Here is a 20839-nt window from a genome sequence, read left to right on the forward strand (position 1 = left end):
ATCGCTTACAATAAAATGTCTAGTTCATTATCATCATTTAATTTTGCTAATAATTCTTGTTTTAGTTTATTCACGAAGAGATCAATGTCTTCTTCCGATTTAATCCGTTGACGAGAACTGATTAATTCTTTTACATAAACATTTTCAACTTTCTTAACCGGTGTTACAGCTATTACGTCAGGTATTTTATCTGCCATAGAGTTGGTATCCTCATCACAGTTATTGCTGATGGCTATACTGATTTTTTTGGCCTCTTCTTCACGACGATAATTTTCCTCAGTTGTAAATTTAGCTGTGAATTTTCGCTGTAAAGGTTCAGCTTGCGCTTGAATTAATATGATCTCATCAAACGTTTTTGCAGTTGACAATTCATCATTTAATTTATCAAATTCTTTGTTTACGTCATTTCTAAAGTCATCTCCAAAATTACGACGGAGCAAATCTTCTAATACTGATTCTTTAATGACATTTATCTGGCTAGTTGCCTTATCTGACTTAGCTTCCATAAATTTCATGTACTCTATTTCAAATTTACCATTCAGTTCACTTAATCTTGGAATATCTTTATAGGGTACCGACTGTTTTCTAATAGATTTCATCTCAGAAATAATTGTATTCATTTCTTCTGTAGATTCTTTGATTTTACTATCTTCTATGCGACCGATGTAATCTCTCGTTTTATCCCAGATGCTTTTCTGAGAACTTGTATGAAAACTATGGATGTCTTCGTAATCCTCAGCCCAGTCCAATAACTCCTCTTCTCTATTTTGTAATACTTCAAAAAATGATTTTGTATCTCTTGCATTTATTACCTGATCCAATACTTTAATGGCTTCCACAATTTCATCAGATTGAGGATAATGATGCCCTGAAGTATCTTTAAAACGTTGTAACTCACGAACCATGTGTTGTGCTTTTTCATTAAAGCGTATACGTGTTGTATCATCATTTGTTTCATCAACAATATTCCGACTATTAAACAGTTCTTCTCCCAAATTGCGCACCATTTTTTTCTGGAGATCATTTGATTTTTGACGTAGTTCAACACGAATTTTTTCTGGAGATTTACGATCAAATATTGCTTTTGAAATCTCATTTATATCAGAGTTAGTATCTAATGGAATGCCATTTTTAAATAAACTAATACTTCCTTCTTTAAACAATCTGGCAATAGCCCATTCTAAATCTTCATTTATGAAACCATATGGTTCACGATTAACATAATTATCTCGCAACGTTTTCATTGTAACTGTGAGATTTTGGTTGTGTTGTAATTGAATGAATCGTTTTACATCATCGACAACATTTTGATTTTCTGTATATGCTACAAGAGTCGTACCATTATCTTTCAACAAACTATTAATGTCTGATTCGGAAACAGCAGCATCCACCAAATCATTTTTATGATAGACTAGCTTTGCCATTTGCTGCAACGCATCATTCAGTCTCACTTTGAAATCGGATCCAGAAACCTCTAACTTACTGTTATTAAAATAGAAGGTCGCTTGTTTCAAAAAATCGTTTAATTGAGAATTAATTGATTCCACTAGTTCTTGATTTTCAGCTGTTTTTTCGGCTTTTACCGCCGCGAAATTCTTAATTGCACTTGAAACATTCGCCGTTGTAATATATTTTTCTACCTTAAGATAAGTTTGAACATGATTCATAAATTCTGTATCTACTGGAAGATTTATCAGCATTTGATTCTTCGTACTTGTTAAAATTAATTGTGGCTCATTATTCCACAATTCATTATAATATGGTGTGATAATTTTTACTTCTAAATTCGGATTATTATTTTTGCGATAAGCATAATCATCAACGTAAAAGTTATACATAAAATTATAGCGATTTTCAAATGCACGTCCTGAAGCATTTGCATTTTTATAAGAAAATGAATTACGACCAACTTTATCATCTAAAATATCTCGAGCTAACCTATCCTCAACGTCTGTAGCACTTAAATCAATATGATTGATTAAACGGGTTACCTCTTGCTCTTCATCTGTTTGAAATACATAATTTTGTAAATTTTGACGAATTAAATTTTCTTTTATCAATATTTTCAAGGCTAATTCTACTCTCTTGCGAAGAGCTAATTTATCTTCGTTTACATGTCGAACCATTAAGTTTGTAATGTTATTCAATGTTGGTTTAATATTTTGATCTACGTATTTAATCATAAATAACACTTTTAGTACTTCTACATTAAATAAGTCTTTTCCGTCTGAGACAATGTTTGTATTTTCTTCTGCTTGTTTAATAACTTTAGCATTTTCTGTTTCATTTAGCCATTTTTCTAAAGAAGGATAAAATTGATCTAAAGATACTAACACACCGCTGTCATTATCCGCATTTCGCTCCGCTGTTTCTTTAAAGAACGCAAGTAATGATCTTTCCCCACGAGATAGATTAGCTCCTTGGATTGAATGTTTTGAAACCTGTGTCAGGATATTCGCTAACAAATTGAATTGATATGGAACAAATGGATAAACATCTGCATAATTTTTAGCAGAGTTGTATAATTTTAGTTCAGGACTATCTTCAAATATCAGCATCGATTTGATGTTACTTTCGTGATTAGGATAATCCGCTTCTAAGTATTGTTGTCCTGAAATGTTTTTTGCGAGAATACGTTTTTGGATCACTTCATCGGCATTAGCAGAAGATAATGATAAGGTTGTTTCGAAACGACCTTTAATTTTTGAAAAATCTAAAGCTGCTGAGCCAGCAATATCTGTAATTGCATCAATAGCTTGTTGACTTGTTACAATCACCCATGCCTTACCACGTGATTTATTGCCCAGCTCTTCAACTATTGTTTGCAATTGCAATGTTAAATCACTGTTTCCACCTATATACTGCCCAATTTCATCAACTAAAAAAACAATATGCTCATTGTTCCCTTTTGATTGTAAGTACTCCTCAATCATCACTGCAAATTCTTCGATACTAATAATATATTCAGATTCTAGCTTATTAAACCATGTTTTTGCTGCATCTTCAGTCATATAACCGATACTTGACAGAGCATTCACCATAGAATCTTGGATGAAGTCCACTTCATGACGTTCATTAATCCAATCAAGTCCATGTTCAGCTTTAAAAGCTTCTTTAAATTCATTATATTTTCCATCTTTATCTAAACGACGTTCCAAATCAGCAACTTTTGGATTAGTGGAATAACCTAGACTATTATTAAAAACTTTCAAGAATACATTTACTAGACTATTTTTTCCCTCTATCCCTGTTTGATGCTTAGATTCAACGTTGAAAAGTATAACGTTTGTTGGCGTTTTAACCGCTAGTTCCATATCGGCAATTGTCATTGGATCTTTAATCTTGCGAGTTAATTCGTCCCCCTCTGTAAAAAAATCAAATGCTGTTTTCCCATTTATTTCTTTATTTTCAAGAATATAAGAAAGAATTTTTAAGAAGTGTGATTTACCTGAACCAAAAAAACCTTGTATCCAAACACCCATTTTACTAGTATGACCATTAATGCCTTGTTTATAGGCATCAAAAAACGTTCTAAACTGACCTTGTAACTCTTTAGTAACTACATACTCATCCAACTCTTGATAAACTTGCTCTTCACTAGCTTGTGAAGCTGTGATAACTCCTTCAATATTTCGATGGATATCTTTTTGGAACATATCATTAATTTTCATCTTCAACTCTCCTAATCAATTCTGAAAGCTCTATAATAATTAGCATCACGATTTGTATCTAGTATTGTTAAGCGTAATCGATCATACTCGCCAGGGTACATCATGATAACTGGACGTTTTGTATAAACAAGGTGCATTTTGTTTAAAACAGAATGGGCCCTTACTAGTGGATAAATTTCACCAATTCCAGTTAAAATAACTACTGAATTATCTTTCACTCGTTGTCTAATATAATCAGTAAAATACATTTCAGCATCATCAAATTCTTCCATTTTCAATAGACGGTTAATACGTGTTGCTACAAACATAATTCCATGTTTTTTCTCCCATTGAGCGATAATATCGATATATCTTTTCGATTCCAGTAATTCCATCATAATTTCATAGAGATTGAATACTTGAAGTGTGTAGCCATCATTCGCTGGATAATTTTTTGCTTCTAAATGATTAATATATTCTCGAACTAGTAACTCATTTTTGGGGCTATAATCGAAAATGTAGTAGCCAATCTCGTTACCTAGGCCTCTGTTAGCTAGGAAATCATCCGACTTTAGCAACCGCTCCAGGACATCAAAGCGCTCTTCTATTGTTTTCTTTTTCATTTGTCAAATTCCTCCCGTTATCGCTTTAGCAATATCTAATCGATTGATAGCTTTTAACCACGATAACACTCTTGAATCCACCATTTTTGGCGTAATAATTTCTATCCCTTTATCTTCACGAATTAATCCTGATTCAAGAAGATAGTTCCTATAAGCACTACCTAAACGACTATACGTATAAGGTTGCCAACTAGCAACTATTTCATTCGTTCTTTGCTTCTCCGAGAAAAACTGTTTATAATCCGTTGTTGTTAATTTTAAGATGCCTTTTTGTATTTGAGCTTGATAAACTTCTAACATAAATTCCAGAATCAAATCATTCAATAATAAAACTGAAATTAGTACAACAATCTTTTGGTTATCTATATTTAAATTAGGAAATAATTCTTGCATTTCTTTTCCTAATACATTTATACGTCGCTTAGCAGCATTGTATGTTTCGTTTGATCGACTGCTACTAGCAGCGCCAAAAATATTGATTTCTTCACTTAATTTTTTTATTTCTTGATGTGTTTTACCTTCATTGAGCATTTCTATATATTCTTTAGTCTCATAAAACCAGAATCGCTGTGAGACTAATCCTGCACTATATATTTTTTTCGACATCTTGTTCTACTCCTTTAGTAACGTTTACAGATATCTCTATTGTCTGAGATTATCTGTAGAGCTAAATATCTTTACTTCACTTCTGATTTCAAGATGTTGTCCTCTTTCAAAACTAACTATTACTTTTATGGAGTCTAACTCCCAAAGATAGAAATTTTGAACTTACACAGTACCTCAGTGTAAGTGTAATGAATTACCCCAACTTTTTCAATAAAAAATGGAATCTTTATTGAAAAGATTCCATTTTTTATTGATTAAATTATCCTTCTTGTATAATCGTTTCTTTTAGCTTTATATATTCGGCTTCTGTCAAAATCTTTTTCTCAAATAAGGCATGTGCTCGCTCTAGTTTACTAAAAATATCGTCCGCATGTTTGGCTGTTTCTGTTTCAGGTTGTTCTGAAATAACTTCAAAATCGGCTTCTAAAATTTCTAGATCTTTTTCTGCATCTTCTTGAGTATAGCCTATGTTTTTACTTAATTCATCTTTTAACCTCATAGCCATTGGTTTCATAGAGGCATAATTAATGCCACCAGAAACAACGCCGCCTAAAACGGGAATTGCTTTAGAAACACCTTTCGCAAAAGTTGATTTTGTTAATTTTGCCCCAAAAATAGCTAATATTTTTTTCAATATTGGATAATAGAAAGTTTTCATTAGCGCCTTCTGTGGGATTTTCTTTACAGCTTGGATAGATAAACGTTTAGACAAAATCCGAACGACCGAACCAGCTGACGTTACCCCTAACATGATTCCTAAGTATAAAATCAGTGTATTTTTGGCTTCTTCTGTCAATTCATCTTGATTGTTCCATAAATCATGGTAGCCATAAATATAAGAAATTTCTTGCGCTAATTTCAAAGAATAGCCATAGAATTGCGCAATATCTGCGGGAATGGTAGCTGCCATAGCCAGACCACCTGGAATTCCTGTCGCAAATGAAATTGCGCTCGACTGCATAACTGCTTGGTTAATACATTTTTGGGCAGCTCGGTCTAGTTCTTTTTTTGATAAGACTTTTTCTGGTCCGTCATCAAATAATTCTTGTACATTGTCCACTTTATCTTGAAACATTTTTGTCAAAAAAGCATTTCGATTCACTTTGACACCAGGTAATTTTAACGACTCATTCACTACTTTCAACGCTAATACTTCTTCTTCCAACTGTAGGCCTCCTATTTTTACGCATAAATTCTCTTACAGTGTACTCCTTTTATCTTTCAAAAACAACGCCACTTCCAGCGCCAACAAGTCCACTTCCTTATCAAAATCCAACAGCACTAGCTGTTCAATTTTCTCCAATCGCTGTAATAAAGTATTACGATGAATAAAGAGTTTTTTGGCTGTTTGAGACAAGTTTCGTTTTGATTGAAAATAGACATTCAGTGTATGGACAAAGTCGGTATGTTGCTGTTGATCACTTTTCTGCAATGGTTGAAGATATTTTTTTCTGAGGGTTGCTTGTCCTTCTGCTAAAAAATAACGTTGCAATGTCTGTCTAAGATGAAAATTCGCGTAGGAAGCAATCCTCATTTCAGGTTTTTCTGCAACGAATTGGCGTTGAAAGGCTAAAACGTCAATCGCTTGTTGATAAGATTCATGAATCTGGGTCAGACCTTGAATCTTAGGTCCTATTGTTAGGAAAAGTTCCACATCTTCTTGTACTTTCATTAACTGATTTATGCTACTTTTTGCTAGGCGTTGCATCATTTTCAGATAATCGCCTTCTTTTTCAGGTGGATCTTCAACTAATAAAATAAAGGAACTGTCAATTTCAATACAAACAATTTTTTGTTTGTCCCCTAAGATAACTTGGTTTAACTGGTTACCTAAAATAGACATTCTTTCTTGCCTTTGGCGTTCATTTAAGGTTAATGAAATTAGCAAAATCGCATAGGGCTTATCTATTGCCAAGCGATAATATTGTTGAAATTGTTGGAAAACAGCTTGGTCCCTTTTTTCATGCGCAATCAGCTTAAAAAATAATTCGTTTCGTTGTTGGTATTCTTCAAATTTCCGTGAGTATTCCAATTGCAATTGTAAAAGTAAGTAATGAGCTGTGATTTTAAAATGAGCCACGTCGACTGGTCGTAATGGGGCCAAGGTGTTCCAGACGAGTAAATAATATAAAATAACATTTTTCTTTTTAATTGGATAAATTTCAATTGGCACCACTTGGTTCTGGAGTTTCAACTGTAAATGAATCGGTTCTTGATAAAAGCGTAATAATGGATGACTTTGTTCCAGCAATTGTTTTTGGAACTCTGAGGTTTCTTGTCTATCTTCTAAAATGCTAGAAATACGAATTGGATTTTTAGGCAAGTCAAAAAAATTAACTCCTTCAAAGTGGTCATTCAATAACAAGACAGGATTTTGAATGGTTTCTGCTAGATCCTGCAGCAAATGAAAACTGCTACTTCCCGTTTCTAAGATTTGATAAATTTTATTATGCAATGCGGTTTCTTGCGCATTCATGTCAAATTGTTCTAACGTGACACGACTTTTCAACACGTCAGCAATTTGCGAAAAGGTGTAATTGTAAGGAATTGCTAAAATAGGAACGTTCATTTCATCTGCTAATTTGATTAGGCCTGGTGGAACTTCTTCAAAATAACGTTGGGTTTTAAATCCCAAGGCAGCACAATGGTGTTTGGCTAGTTCTTTCAAAAAATTTTTCTGTAATTTCCGATCATCTTTAAATATGTACCCTGTCGTTAACAGCAGCTCACCTGCTGTTAGCCAATCTAAAATATCAGGATTTTCTAAAATATTGACTTTTAAAATCGGTTGGTCCTGATTTTTATGTCCTGCCACTAAGGTAATGCCAGGCAATTCTTCTAACGTTAATAAATCACTCACTTTTAACATCATTTATCCTCCCAATGTACAAATTGTCCATTCAAACTTGTAAATCAATGTCATTTTTAGCAATTGTTTAGCGTGCTGGATTCTTTTATTATGAAGTCGTGAAAGCGCTATTAAAAAGGAGGTCGTTGGAATGACAAAAATTTTAGCTTATGACCAAACGATTTTATCGAAACTCCCTCATCAAACATTGACTAGTTTGCAATGTTTTACGCACGCTATTAATTATGGTCATGTAGACACCCAAGAAATTCTCTTGACCATTTCAACGCATCCCGAACATATAGCACCTAACACGATTATACTCGATGAAAAAAAACTTAGCCATTTCGCTGATTTACCTGTCCAAATTGAGCCCCTGTTTATCCGGTTAGGCCGACGACAATTAACACTAGCCGATGCCCAAATTTGGCAACCAACGCCACTTTATTTAACACCCAGTAAAACAAAAATAGCTATTTTTTTAACGTATATTCAGCAAACTCGTTTCAATCCTTGGCAAGCGCTTTTTCCTGCTTCGTCGTCAACCTTTCTTTTTGATTCTTATAGTCGGACCCAGATTCAAAAAGAAATGATTCATTTTCAACAGGCTTGGGAGCAAAAATCTTTTAAAATAGCTCTTGATTGTTTAACGAAGATTTTGGGATTGGGGATTGGTTTAACCCCCACTGGCGATGATTTTATCACAGGATTACTTGCTAGTTTTTCTGCATTACAGCAACTTCCCTCGAATTTCCAACAGCTGGCTGTGCTAGCCAAGGAACGAACGAATGCGGTCAGTTATGCGGAAATCCATGAAGCAGTGAACGAGCGGTTTTCTCAACTAGTTCAGCGTGTTTTTTTATCAATTGAAAGTGGAAATACAAACGAAATGGCTCAAGCGGTTTCAGCTTTAGAGGAGGTGGGCTCAACTTCAGGAAGCGACATACTTTGCGGCATTATTTTTGGTTTAAAACTATTTTGTGAGGAGAATAATCATGACAATTCAAACAGTAATTAAAGAGAACGCCTATTTTGATTCAGTTACTTTAATGACCATTTCAACACGAGCCAATGAACTGGCTGGAGTTAAAACTGCAATGATTGGGATGGGAACCGACATGAATCTTGAAGTGATTCGGAATGTTGGTTTATATACACCCGCCTTGGATCATGTTACAACGGGCGATTTATTAATTGTTTTAGATCTTGATGACCAAGCGGACTCAGAAGAAATTTTACAGCAAGTCGACGAGTTATTTACGAAGAAAAAGAAAACCGCTTCTTCTGAAGTAACCTATAAGACGTTAGATTCAGCCCTTCATGAAGAGCCTGATGCCAACTTAGTTGTAATTTCTGTCAATGGAAAATTTGCTGCACGAGAAGCGCATAAAGCTTTAGATCAGCAAAAACACGTCATGCTCTTTAGTGATAATGTGACGGTTGACGAGGAATTAGCGTTAAAACAAAAAGCACACGAAAAAGAACTGTTTGTGATGGGCCCTGATTGTGGAACAGCGATTATTAATGGCGTCGGGTTATGTTTTGCTAACGAGGTACGTTCAGGAGATATTGGAATTGTCGGCGCTTCTGGTACAGGCAGCCAAGAAGTTAGTGTCCAAATCCATAAATATGGTTATGGGATTTCACAATTAATTGGTACTGGTGGCCGTGATTTGTCTGCTGAAATTGGTGGGCTGATGATGCTTGACGGGCTGGATGCTTTAATGGTTGACGAACAAACTAAGGCAATTTTGCTTATTTCTAAACCGCCTGCTCCAGAAGTAACAGAGAAAATTTTAAAAAAATTAGCTGTTTCAACTAAACCAGTTGTTATTTATTTTATCGGCAGTGAACAAACGGAACGAAAAATAGACAACGTCACTTTTGCTACTTCTTCTCTGGATGCAGTTCAAAAGGTGATTCAATTTAGTCAAACACAGGAAGCGGAAACCAGCCTCTATCAAAATCCGACAGGCGCAACGTTAACAGCTATCCAACAGCAACAAGCCCCTTCTCAAAAATTTGTTCGTGGGTTGTTCTGTGGTGGCACTCTTTGTGATGAACTTTTGTATGCTTTAACAGAAGTCTCTGATGATGTTTATAGTAATATTCATAAAATTCCTGAACGACAATTAGCAAATCCTGACCACAGCCAAGCACATACATTGATTGATTTCGGTGATGATCGTTTCACAGAAGGCCGCCCACATCCAATGATCGATCCGACTTCTCGGATTACTCGCATTCTTCAAGAAGCCAAAGATCCTGAAGTGGCAGTTTTAGCGTTAGATTTTGAATTAGGTTATGGTTCTCACGAAAATCCTGTTGGCGTGTTAGCGGAGGCGTTAAAGGAAGCCAAAGCAATAGCAAAAGCAGATGGGCGTGAGTTAGCCATTATTAGCTATGTTTTAGGGACCGAAGAAGATCCACAAGATATTCATGAACAGCGGAAAATTTTAGAAGATTTAGAGGTTCTCGTTGTCGACAGCAGTCATCAACTTTGCGAAGCCACCAAAACTTTTGTAAAAGGAGCGAACGAACATGAGCAGAAATGATCTTTTTAAACAGCCTTTAGATACGATCAATGTAGGCATTGACTTTATTCATGAAGATATGAAAAAACAAGGGATTCCTTCACATCAAGTAAATTGGGCACCGCCAGCCAATGGTGACCCAGAGCTATTGAAATTATTGGATCAATTAAAAAATCCAACACTTTATGAAAAAATCCAACAAGCCAACGAAGAAGCGGTTACCCGCATTATTCAATCAAAACCTATTTTAGTAGGATTTGATAAAGCAATTAATGTCATGCCCAATATGACTGAAACGACCATTTTACATGCTGGACCACCCATTACTTATGAAAATATGTGCGGACCGATGAAAGGTGCCGTTCAAGGAGCGCTTGTTTTTGAAGGATTAGCAAAAGATCTAGCTGATGCCGATCGGGTTGCTCGTTCTGGCGCGATTACGTTTTCTCCTTGTCATGAACATGATGCCGTTGGTTCTATGGCTGGCGTGACTTCTCCGAATATGTACGTTCATATTATCAAAAATGAAACGTACGGCAACACAGCTTTTACTAATTTAAGTGAACAATTGGCGAAAGTTTTACGATTTGGTGCAAATGATCAATCCGTCGTGGATCGCCTGATTTGGATGCGCGATGTTTTAGGTCCATTACTTCATGATACCATGACTTTTTGTCCAGAAGGCATTGATTTACGCTTAATGCTTTCGCAAGCCTTGCATATGGGCGATGAGTGCCATAATCGCAATGTAGCCGGAAGTACGTTGTTAGTCCAAGCATTAACACCTTACATGGTTCAAACTGATTTTTCTCGTGAACAATTAAAAGAAGTATTTGAATTTCTTGGCAGTTCTGACTATTTTTCTGGTCCGACTTGGATGGGCGCCGCTAAATGTGCGTTAGATGCTGGGCATAATGTGGAGAATAGTACAATTGTCACCACCATGTGTCGAAACGGGGTCGAATTTGGAATTCGTGTCAGTGGGATTGGTGGAAATCACTGGTTTACGGGGCCTGCCCAACGGGTGATTGGTCCGATGTTTGCTGGTTACACACAAGAAGATGCTGGTTTGGATATGGGCGATAGTGCTATTACAGAAACGTATGGTGTTGGCGGATTTGCCATGGCAGCTGCACCAGCAATTGTCCCATTAGTTGGCGGAACAGTGGCAGAAGCATTGAATTATTCAAAAGAAATGCTGGAAATTACTACGAAAGAAAATCCCAATGTCACGATTCCTGTTTTAGATTTTATGGGGATTCCTTCAGGCATCGATGTCTTAAAAGTCTTAGAAACAGGGATGCTGCCTGTCATTAATACTGCTATTGCTCATAAAGAACCGGGGATTGGTATGATTGGCGCTGGATTGACTAATCCGCCAGCGAATGTCTTTAAAGAGGCATTAAAAGCTTTAGTAGCTACAATAAACTAATTTCAAAAACTTAGTAAAATGTCATTTTTTTGGAGCGATCATATGAAAAATAAATCGATCAATTACGAAGCCGTTTTAGCTCTTGTTGTAAAAATTTTTTTGGGAATGTTCCTGTATTGGATCATGAATGGCTTTCGACATGTGTCTAACTTTTTTCCTTACAATGACGTAGTTACCAAAGTGAATCAGCAGGGATTTTACAAATTTATCTATTTTGTTATGAACTTCACGGAAGGGGAATTTTACGGTGGACTTTTTACAACGCTTTTCTTACTAATCGGCGGTCTGATTGCTTGGCAACTTTATCGGAAAAATTCAAAATGGCAGGGATTTGCAATTGCTGGTGGTTCTGGTGCTTGGCCTTGGGTACTTGCTTCTCAGCTACTTTCCCTCTTTTTAACTATTTATGTTTTTGATTTTACACGCTTTTTTACAAAAGAAGTGTTGTGGTTACCAACGTTTATTGTGGTGGTCGGCACGCCGCCAGCTTTAACGCTCGTTTATGGTCCTGGCTGGAAAAAATTAGGAACGATTTCTCTGTTGAGTGCGCTTTTCACCTTTCCGTTTGCCAATTGGCTGAATGCGCAATTGATGCCCCTTTTAAATGTACCTGGGACAGTTTCCAACGTTACCACAATGGCTTTTGTTGGCTGGATTGTTTCAGCCATCTGTCATCAACTTCCTTGGATGGTTCCTTCTGTTGCACCAATCGCTCAGAAGCGGCAAAAACAACCTAAAATTGAAAATACGCAAACCTTTCAATGGTCAATACGACGCACTTTTGCTGACTTCTCCGAAGCTTGGTTTTATGGAAATGAGTTAGTTGGAGGTTTGGTAATTCTAGGCGTTTTAACAGATTGGTTTGTCAACATTAATCATATTACAAATGGTTCTGGCTTGGTTCCTGACATTTTAATGGGACAAATGATTGCTTCGGCTGTTGGTGTTTTTCTTTATCGAAAACATTTCGCTGAAGAAGGTTGGTATCCAACGTTTATGCCACTGGTCAGCATTGTTCCTGGTGTGATTTTAATGATGGGTGGTGGCTTTTGGCTTTCCCTGACCATCGCCGTTTTAGCAGGAATTAGTGCGGCCCCTGTCGGTAGCTATATTGCTAAACGATTACCTCCGTTTGTTCCTGGCGCTGTCGGCTTTGTATCAGGAATGGCTGTTGTAACCATTTTATTGTCAGCCGTTTTGCATACATTTGATATTTTTGTATAGTGAATAAAAAGAAGCGAATGACGATTCGCTTCTTTTTTTAATTGACCAATCCCCTTTTTATCCGTATTCTTAAGCAAAAGGAGGTTTTGCCATGTACTCCATGTTAAAACGTGTGATAACGGAAAAAGATTTGCTTCGGCAAATTCGTTTGTTGGAACAGTTGTTAAATGTTCCCCAGCTGACAGCCAAGCGTTTAGCCACGCAAATCCAAACGACAGAGCGAACCGTTTTTTCGGATTTACAGTATATTCGCAGTCAATTACCCGCCGACTGGTCCATTGAAACCGATAGCAGTGGTATTCGGTTACGTAATCAGGGGAATGCGCAAACCAATGAGCTTTGGTCATTATTTTTACCTCAATCCATTAGTATTCAGCTATTAAAAGAGCTACTATTTACGAAAGAGTTAGTGACAACTTCTTTTTTGAGCACTAGTGGTGTTTCTTATGAAACTTTGAAGCGACATATCAAAAAAATGAATCTGGCCTTACGTGATTTTCATTTAACGATTCAACTAACCACGACGACTATTCAGCTAATCGGGGCAGAAAGCAATATTCGGATTTTTTATCATCGTTTGTTGGTGCCTTTTACTCATAATAATTATTTTTTTGACGATTATTCTATTCATGAGGAGCATTATTTCCAATTTTTGAAACAAGTTTACAGTAGTGAGTTTACGGTGGAAACGGAAGAAATTTTTGGCGCTTGTTGGTTTTTTATTAACACGATTCGCAACAAAGCCAATTGCCGAGTGAGTCAATTTTCTTTTGATTCAAAAGATGTCTTGTTTCAACTTTATCAACCGTCCTTGGCAAAACTTTATGCTTCTGAAGGCATCTATTTGCAAGGGGAAGAAAGTTTTTTCGCCTTCTTTTGTTTCTTAGAAAGTTGGAATTACGATAATGTCTATGGCGAAACGTTGGCTTCTGCGCTCCACACTCATTACAGTCAGCTGCGAAAGTCGTTACAACAGTTTGTCACTAATTTGTCCAATGAAGAAGCCCGGCCTGATTTAATCCAAACAAATTTATTGGATAATCTGTTATTGTTATTCATTAAATATACCGAGTCCCCAACACTTTCTGAGCAATTTCAATTGGAATATCAAGAATTAATGACCGAACAAGCCGCAGAGGACCTTGCGTTATCAAAGAGCAACCAAGAACTTTTGGAGATTTTATCTCGCTACACCACGATTGAAGAACCGACTTATTTTCTTAGTTTGGCTTCTTTGTTAGAAAAACAAGCCAGTTATTCTATTCAGGCGCAAACGATGACCGCCTATTTCCTCTTTCAAGGGGAACCTGCTTGGAAAGCTTTTTTGCAACAAGAATTAGCTGCTTATTTAGGTACTCGTGTGAAATTACAAGCTATTGAATATGTGGAACTAAGCCAGTTGACGTTAAATGAAGCCGACATAATTATTTCCAATTTCCCCTTGGATCATCTTGATCTTCCTGTCTTTTATCTCTCTTTAATTCCAACAAAAAATGAACTCCGCCGACTAGCAGAGCTCACTCTTCATTCTTATTTTTAAAGGAACTAGCGAGGACATTCGCTAGTTTTTTGGCTTTCTTTCGTCATGAATCGTTTGGTTATATATTTTTCCCCTTCAACAAGGAAAAACAGACTCACAACATGGACGAAAATCATTGCTAATTGAAGGCCATTTAAAGAAGTTGTGCCAATTAATTGCTGCGCTACTGGCCAGTAAACTACTAGCGCTTGTAGTAAAAAGAGGATTCCTAATGAAGCAAACAACACTTTATTTTGGAAAAAGCCTGTGCTTAACGACGGATCAACCAACTTACGACAGTTGATCATATACGCTGCTTGTGCTAAGACGATACTTTGTAAGAGGAACGTTTGCTGTAAGGCTTGGCCCTCAAATTGTAACGCCATGAGGTAACCTGGCACCATAATGAGTACCGACACATAGACGATTCTAAAAATACTGTACTTTGTTAAAATGCCTTCGTTGACATCTCTTGGTGGTCGTTTCATGGTATCAGCACTCGCTTTTTCAAAACCTAATGCATAAGACAAAGTAATCGTAGTTACCATGTTTACCCATAATATCTGGACAGGTGTCAACGGTAGAGGATGATTCATTAAAAGCGCCCAGACAACAATTAAACCTTGTGCTAAAGAAGTTGGCAAGAAGAAAGTAATCGTCTTTTTCAAGTTATCAAAAATGCGGCGTCCTTCTTTCACGGCTTTAGCAATCGTATGGAAATTATCATCTGCCAAAACCATATCTGCGGCTTGTTTGGTTACTTCACTTCCTTTAATTCCCATGGCAATTCCGACATCAGCTTTCTTTAGTGCTGGCGCATCGTTTACACCATCGCCGGTCATTCCGACAATTTCACCATTGTTTTGTAAAGCCGTGACAATTCGTAATTTATGTTCTGGCGTCGTTCGTGCAAATACATCGACTTTTTGAACGTGCTGAGCTAATTCTTCATCTGACATAGCATCAATTTCTAATCCTTCAAGGACTTTTTTCGTATGCTTTAAACCAACCTGCTCGCCAATGGCTTGCGCTGTATCTTTATGGTCTCCGGTAATCATTTTGACGGAAATACCTGCTTCTTGAGATTCTTTGACGGCTTGAATGGCACTTTCTTTTGGCGGATCGATGATGCCTGCCAGTCCAGCAAACGTCAATCCTGACAATGTTTCATGTGTCAGTTCCTGTTGTGACGTAACTGTCTTATAAGCGAAACCTAATACCCGTTGTCCTTTTTGCGCTAATTGCGCAGCTTGTGCTTGCCAAGCACCTTTTTGATTATCAGATAACGTAGAAAGTTGTAACAATACTTCTGGCGCACCTTTGACATAAATAATTGAACCTTCTGCTTGCGGATGGCGAGTGGCCATGTATTTATAACTTGAACTAAACGGAATTTTCTTTTCTACAGGGCGTAAAGACAGTTGATCCTGATCGACATATTGTAGTAAAGCTAACTCGGTAGGATTCCCCTGCAAGTCGGCGATTTTTTGTTGGTCTTGTAATTTCAATTCTTGACAGTTGGCCATAATCTCTTTGACAATGGTCATTTCTTCAGTCACTACATCCATTACCGTCATTTCATTTTTAGTTAGCGTTCCTGTTTTGTCTGAACAGATAACTGTCATTGAGCCTAATGTTTCAACGGAAGGCATGCCTTTAATAATCGCATTTTCTCTAGCCATCTCATGAACACCCATCGATAAAATCATCGTTAACACAGCAGGTAAGCCTTCTGGAATCATTGCTACAATTAATGCAATCATCGCAGAAAATAAGAGGCTCCATTCCATGCCATGACGAAAAGTGGTAAAGAAAATCAGGAACAAGATCAAGAGCATAATCCCTTGGAAAATTTGCTTGTTTAATTGGTGCATTTTCCGTACGAGCGGCGTTGTTTTTTGATCTACTGACTGCAACGCGTGATTAATTTTTCCAACTTCAGTGGAATCTCCTGTTTCTACTACAACACCTAAGGCCGAACCTGCTTGGACAAGTGTTCCTGAAAAAGCCAAATTCTTTTGATCGCCTGTTGGCAATTCCTCATTCAAGGAACCGGTAATTTTCTCCACGGCTTCTGATTCGCCTGTCAAAATTGATTCTTCAATCATCAGATTATGAACATCAAATAAGCGCAAATCTGCTGGGACTACATCGCCAGCTTGTAACGTGACTACATCTCCCAGAACCAATGTTTCAGAAGAAACGGTTGTTTTTTGTCCATCAATTAGAACGACTGCCTCTTGGCCCATCATCTGTTTCAGGCCGTCTAATGATTCTTCTGCTTTACGCTCTTGCCAATAACCGACAAAGCCATTGACAAGTACCACTAGAAAAATGATACTTCCTTCGACCACTTCGCCTGTGGCAAATTTTAGAATTGCGGCAGCGAGTAAGACCACCATTAGTAAATCTGTAAAATGTTTGGCTAGCTTTTGCCACGTTTTCAGTTGTTGTTTTTCTTCAATTTTATTTGGACCATTCGTTTGTAAACGTTGCTGACGTTCTTCGCTAGAAAGACCCGTTTGCTTCGTCTTAGTCTGCTCGATTACTTTTGTTGAGGAAAGTTGATACCATTTCATTTCGTGTACCTCCTATTTACTTGATACCTTTATTATAGAGAGGATTTTCTTCACAAAATGGTCGATAATTTCAGTGGCCCCTGAAAAAAATGGGGCCGAGATTATTAAAGAAAGGAACAACCCGCATTTTAGCGTTGTTCCTTTCTTTTAAATATTTTCTTGTTCGACCACCAATTGACTTTTGCCAATTAACGCTTTGACATCAATAATTTCACCATTTTTACGTCGGTCTGCTAACTCAACTGAGGTGGTAAACAACAAGTCACTAGAAGAGTTCAACGCTGTTTCAATGGAATCTTGGACTACGCCGACGATAAAGCCAACGCCGACGACTTGCATGGCAATGTCATTGGAAATGCCAAACAAACTACATGCAAGCGGAATTAACAACAAGGAACCACCAGCAATTCCTGAAGCCCCACAAGCAGAAACAGCGGCGATGATACTCAACAATAATGCTAAATAGATTGGCACGGACATGCCTAATGTGTGGACTGCCGCCAATGTCATAATGGTAATCGTAATGGCTGCGCCGCCCATATTAATCGTTGCGCCTAGCGGAATAGAGACCGCATAAGATTCTTCATTTAAATCCATTGCTTTCGCCAATTCCATATTAATGGGAATATTGGCCGCAGAACTGCGTGTAAAGAATGCGGGAATCGCACTTTCCTTTAATACAAAAAAGACTAACGGATACGGATTTTGCCGAATATTCCAAAAAACAATCGCTGGATAAACGACTAAAGCAACCACGGCCATCGTACCAATTAACAATAATAGTAACTGACCATACTTGGCTAACCCTGCAATGCCTGTTGTTGCCACCGAATGAAACACCAAACCTAGAATTCCAATTGGTGCAATGCCGATAATCATTTGAACGACCGTGGTAATCCCTGTTGAAAGATTGGCAATCACATCCTTGGTAGCGACCGAACTTTGACGTAGCCCAATACCGATTAATGAGGACCAAAATAAAACAGATAAATAATTGCCTTCAATCATCGCTTGAATCGGATTTTGGACAACGCTTGTTAACACATTGCTTAAAACATCACTAAGTTGCGTTGGGGCTGCTTGCGCTTCCTGCGCCGCCTCCAAGACAATCTTAACGGGAAACAGATAGCTTGCCGTCACGGCAACAACAGCTGCCAAAAATGTCGCTAACAGATACACAACTAAAATTGATCCAACATATGTTTTCGCCCCAGCCTTTTGTTGGGCTAGCGACGCAATAATTAAGACAAAAACTAAAATCGGCGCAATTGCTTTTAAGGCGCCCACAAACAATTCACCAAGAACGCTGATGAAGGTCCATTCTGGCACCAAGAAACCCAAGGTGGTTCCAATCACAATCCCTATCATGATTTTTTGAATTAACGATAATTTCCGAATCGCTTTGACCATTCACTTCACGCTCCTTTAAAATAAAATACAGTTTGGGACATACTACCATAATTATTATGCAAAAAAAAGAGTGTTTCTCAAAAAACTTTCATTTTTCGAGAAACACTTGGTCAACTCATCAATTTCGTCTATTTTTCTGAAGACTTTTCCGCTGAATGTTCTTTGTTTTTATGGTGATGGTGGTGATGACTTTGTTTAGAATACAAGTAGGATTTTGCTACGACCGAAATAAACATAGCCATAATCCCCAAGCCTACTGTAGCATAAACCATGGTGAAAATTTTTCCCAAGTCAGTAACTGGATGCACATCTCCATAACCAATCGTGGTTAACGTCATGAAACTTAAATATAAAGAATCTAATGGCGACAATTTTTCCACTGTTGAATAAAAAATGGTCCCACTCAACAACGTGGTTGCCAGTAAAAAGAACAAGGCACGAGTGTCTTCTTTTTTTAAGATACCTAAAAAAGATGAAAATAATTTTTTGACAGAAATAAGTAAAGATAGCAAAAAAATGACCTCTTTCTATTGTTAATCTCTTCTTAACGTTAGTACTTTTTAGATGAAGTTCAACTTTTTAATTGGTGTGGTTAAAGAAAATTTATTTTTTTGTTATTTATAATAAGCTAAAGCTCATCTTCAAAGTAATCATTATCAATTCTAAATAGCTTGTACGTCTTGGCTATTTCTACACCAACACCAAACTCTAACATGAGCTCTGTTAATTTAATACCATCTATTAAAACTATCCCTTGATTTTTGGCAAATTCGTGCGCATTAGCACTAAAACTAGAAGTTGTTATAAAAACTCCTCTATCTGCATTTACAGCAGCTAAAGCGCCATAAAATCCTTGTATAGCAGGGCGACCAATGGTATTAGTTTCATGATATCGCTTTGCTTGAACATAAACAGTACTAGTTCCTAATGGATCCTGATTGATGATGCCATCTATTCCACCATCATTTGATTTGGATGTAACAACTGCCGTTCCGTGTTTTCCACTATATCCCATTGTCTCCAATAAATGTATAACTAACTTTTCAAAAAATACTGGCTCCACTTGTCGAACTTTGTTTAATAGTTCAATCGCAATTTGATTATTTTGATTGTTGATCATATCCTCAATGTCTATTTTAGCACTTTCAATTGGTGCGCTTGCTTCGATAGTAGTCGTTCCAACACGATTATTCCGTTCGACTAATTCTTGCATATATTTTTGATATGCAGGTTGTTGTTCCAAAAGTTTTCTATTGATTTTTTCACCATAATTATTTAATAAATCCAAACCTAGTTCTGTTATTTGATACATACCTCGTTTAATCCGTTCAACAGCTCTAGCTTTATACAAATCGCTGATAGCAAAGCTGAAACGATTTGCTAAAATCCCATCTCCTTGAGGGTAGTTTGGATACATCATTGAGGCAATTTCATCCGGAATATCTAAGAACTGAATAATACGCTTTAAAATGATCTTTCTGTTCAGTACATCTCCATCTTTCAAAACTTCTAAAGTATATGGCATTAATGATTCAAATGTTGGAATACCTTCATTAGACGCTTTTAGTTTTTTCCAATCTTTATTCACTTTTCCCCCACCTCTAAAGTTGTTTATTTATAATACACTTCATCTAAAAACAATCCTTGTGCAGGAGCCGTTTCACCTGCGCCTTCTCGGACTTTTGTTGCGAATAATTCGTCAATTATCGCTAATTCTTTGGTGCCTGCACCAATTTCTAAAAGTGTCCCAACGAGGATGCGGACCATTTTATGCAAGAACCCATTGCCCACAAAAGTGAACTGTAACATTTCGCCGTTTCTTTCAATCGTAATCTTTTCAATCGTTCGAGTAGTCGATTTTTTGTTTTTTTTCAATGCTGAAAAGCCAATAAAATCATGGGTCCCTATTAATTTTTGGCAAGCTTGTTCCATTTTTTCTTGATCCAACGCTTTGGGAAAGTGAAAACTATGATACCGTTCAAAGGCATTAGGAATTGGGCTATTCCAAACATAGTAGCTGTATTGTTTGCCTGTGGCGTTATACCGTGCATGAAAACGTTCAGGCATTTCTGTAACTTCTTTAACAACAATATCGCCAGGTAAATATCGATTTAAAAAGGATAACATTTCGGTTGTTGTTAGTGAACTAGTCGTTTTAAAATTCGCTACTTGACCACGTGCATGTGTGCCGGCATCCGTTCTGCCTGAGCCAATAATTTCAATCGGTTCACCTGTCATTTGTGTTAAAATACTTTCAATTTTCCCTTGAATCGTTTTCTCTGAATTACCTAGTCGTTGCCAACCTGAGTATCTTTTACCATCATATTCAATGGTTAATTTTATGTTGCGCATGGGCGAAGCTCCTTCGTATTCTTTTTCTCTCTTATCATAGCAGAAATAGGTGGATTTTTCTT

General features: G+C 37.0%; 15 protein-coding genes. 5 read left to right on the forward strand and 10 right to left on the reverse strand.

What is annotated here, in order from left to right; genetic code table 11:
* Positions 1-5: 5 nt before the first annotated feature.
* From brxC to IGI80_RS02100, 5 genes are all read right to left on the reverse strand, one after another.
* Positions 6-3671 carry a BREX system P-loop protein BrxC gene (gene brxC, locus IGI80_RS02080; protein WP_116593245.1) on the reverse strand — a complete coding sequence of 1222 codons (3666 nt, stop codon included), beginning with the start codon at positions 3669-3671 and terminating at the stop codon, positions 6-8.
* Positions 3672-3682: 11 nt separating this feature from the next.
* Positions 3683-4273 (reverse strand): DUF1788 domain-containing protein, encoded by a 591-nt coding sequence (locus tag IGI80_RS02085; RefSeq protein ID WP_002397584.1) that lies wholly within the window; start codon positions 4271-4273, stop codon positions 3683-3685.
* A gap of 3 nt (positions 4274-4276) precedes the next feature.
* A complete protein-coding gene (locus IGI80_RS02090) occupies positions 4277-4879 on the reverse strand; it encodes a DUF1819 family protein (protein ID WP_002397583.1) in 603 nt (200 codons plus the stop codon).
* A 259-nt stretch (positions 4880-5138) separates the two neighbouring features.
* On the reverse strand, positions 5139-6044 hold the full coding sequence (locus tag IGI80_RS02095; protein ID WP_002397582.1) for an EcsC family protein: 906 nt from the start codon (positions 6042-6044) through the stop codon (positions 5139-5141).
* A 33-nt stretch (positions 6045-6077) separates the two neighbouring features.
* Positions 6078-7751, reverse strand: a complete 1674-nt coding sequence (locus tag IGI80_RS02100) for a PucR family transcriptional regulator (RefSeq protein WP_438722572.1) — start codon at positions 7749-7751, stop codon at positions 6078-6080.
* A gap of 127 nt (positions 7752-7878) precedes the next feature.
* On the opposite strand from IGI80_RS02100, the gene IGI80_RS02105 reads away from it, so the two are divergent.
* The 5 genes from IGI80_RS02105 (at position 7879) to IGI80_RS02125 (ending at position 14457) form a co-directional block, all read left to right on the forward strand.
* Positions 7879-8745 (forward strand): DUF2877 domain-containing protein, encoded by an 867-nt coding sequence (locus tag IGI80_RS02105; protein ID WP_002365307.1) that lies wholly within the window; start codon positions 7879-7881, stop codon positions 8743-8745.
* Positions 8723-10282, forward strand: coding sequence for an acyl-CoA synthetase FdrA (gene fdrA, locus IGI80_RS02110; RefSeq protein ID WP_438722573.1), 1560 nt, complete (start codon positions 8723-8725; stop codon positions 10280-10282). Before IGI80_RS02105 ends, fdrA begins: the two co-directional genes overlap by 23 nt.
* Entirely contained in the window at positions 10269-11693 is a 1425-nt protein-coding gene (locus IGI80_RS02115) for an oxamate carbamoyltransferase subunit AllG family protein (protein WP_438722575.1), read from the forward strand. Before fdrA ends, IGI80_RS02115 begins: the two co-directional genes overlap by 14 nt.
* A 42-nt stretch (positions 11694-11735) precedes the next feature.
* Complete coding sequence (locus tag IGI80_RS02120) at positions 11736-12917, forward strand: hypothetical protein (RefSeq protein WP_002359110.1); 1182 nt, start codon at positions 11736-11738, stop codon at positions 12915-12917.
* A gap of 100 nt (positions 12918-13017) precedes the next feature.
* A complete protein-coding gene (locus IGI80_RS02125) occupies positions 13018-14457 on the forward strand; it encodes a helix-turn-helix domain-containing protein (RefSeq protein WP_438723400.1) in 1440 nt (479 codons plus the stop codon).
* A 5-nt stretch (positions 14458-14462) separates the two neighbouring features.
* Here IGI80_RS02125 and IGI80_RS02130 read toward each other — a convergent pair whose 3' ends face one another.
* From IGI80_RS02130 to truA, 5 genes are all read right to left on the reverse strand, one after another.
* A complete protein-coding gene (locus IGI80_RS02130; protein ID WP_438722577.1) occupies positions 14463-17015 on the reverse strand; it encodes a cation-transporting P-type ATPase in 2553 nt (850 codons plus the stop codon).
* A gap of 147 nt (positions 17016-17162) precedes the next feature.
* Positions 17163-18425, reverse strand: coding sequence for a serine/threonine transporter SstT (sstT, locus tag IGI80_RS02135; protein ID WP_002355037.1), 1263 nt, complete (start codon positions 18423-18425; stop codon positions 17163-17165).
* Positions 18426-18553: 128 nt separating this feature from the next.
* Complete coding sequence (locus IGI80_RS02140; RefSeq protein WP_002355036.1) at positions 18554-18937, reverse strand: potassium channel family protein; 384 nt, start codon at positions 18935-18937, stop codon at positions 18554-18556.
* A 116-nt stretch (positions 18938-19053) separates the two neighbouring features.
* Entirely contained in the window at positions 19054-20013 is a 960-nt protein-coding gene (locus IGI80_RS02145; RefSeq protein WP_002368392.1) for a restriction endonuclease, read from the reverse strand.
* Between the two features lie 23 nt (positions 20014-20036).
* Complete coding sequence (gene truA / locus IGI80_RS02150) at positions 20037-20777, reverse strand: tRNA pseudouridine(38-40) synthase TruA (RefSeq protein WP_002359105.1); 741 nt, start codon at positions 20775-20777, stop codon at positions 20037-20039.
* Between the last annotated feature and the right edge of the window lie 62 nt (positions 20778-20839).

The organism is Enterococcus sp. DIV1420a (genome assembly GCF_051712165.1).
GTDB classification, from domain to species: domain Bacteria; phylum Bacillota; class Bacilli; order Lactobacillales; family Enterococcaceae; genus Enterococcus; species Enterococcus faecalis.

Bases quoted from the DNA above. Each gene is read 5' to 3' on its own strand.
- IGI80_RS02085 (WP_002397584.1), bottom strand. From the start codon at position 4,273: ATGAAAAAGAAAACAATAGAAGAGCGCTTTGATGTCCTGGAGCGGTTG.
- IGI80_RS02130 (WP_438722577.1), bottom strand. From the start codon at position 17,015: ATGAAATGGTATCAACTTTCCTCAACAAAAGTAATCGAGCAGACTAAG.
- IGI80_RS02115 (WP_438722575.1), top strand. From the start codon at position 10,269: ATGAGCAGAAATGATCTTTTTAAACAGCCTTTAGATACGATCAATGTA.
- brxC (WP_116593245.1), bottom strand. From the start codon at position 3,671: ATGAAAATTAATGATATGTTCCAAAAAGATATCCATCGAAATATTGAA.
- fdrA (WP_438722573.1), top strand. From the start codon at position 8,723: ATGACAATTCAAACAGTAATTAAAGAGAACGCCTATTTTGATTCAGTT.
- IGI80_RS02100 (WP_438722572.1), bottom strand. From the start codon at position 7,751: ATGATGTTAAAAGTGAGTGATTTATTAACGTTAGAAGAATTGCCTGGC.
- IGI80_RS02090 (WP_002397583.1), bottom strand. From the start codon at position 4,879: ATGTCGAAAAAAATATATAGTGCAGGATTAGTCTCACAGCGATTCTGG.
- IGI80_RS02105 (WP_002365307.1), top strand. From the start codon at position 7,879: ATGACAAAAATTTTAGCTTATGACCAAACGATTTTATCGAAACTCCCT.
- truA (WP_002359105.1), bottom strand. From the start codon at position 20,777: ATGCGCAACATAAAATTAACCATTGAATATGATGGTAAAAGATACTCA.
- IGI80_RS02125 (WP_438723400.1), top strand. From the start codon at position 13,018: ATGTTAAAACGTGTGATAACGGAAAAAGATTTGCTTCGGCAAATTCGT.
- sstT (WP_002355037.1), bottom strand. From the start codon at position 18,425: ATGGTCAAAGCGATTCGGAAATTATCGTTAATTCAAAAAATCATGATA.
- IGI80_RS02120 (WP_002359110.1), top strand. From the start codon at position 11,736: ATGAAAAATAAATCGATCAATTACGAAGCCGTTTTAGCTCTTGTTGTA.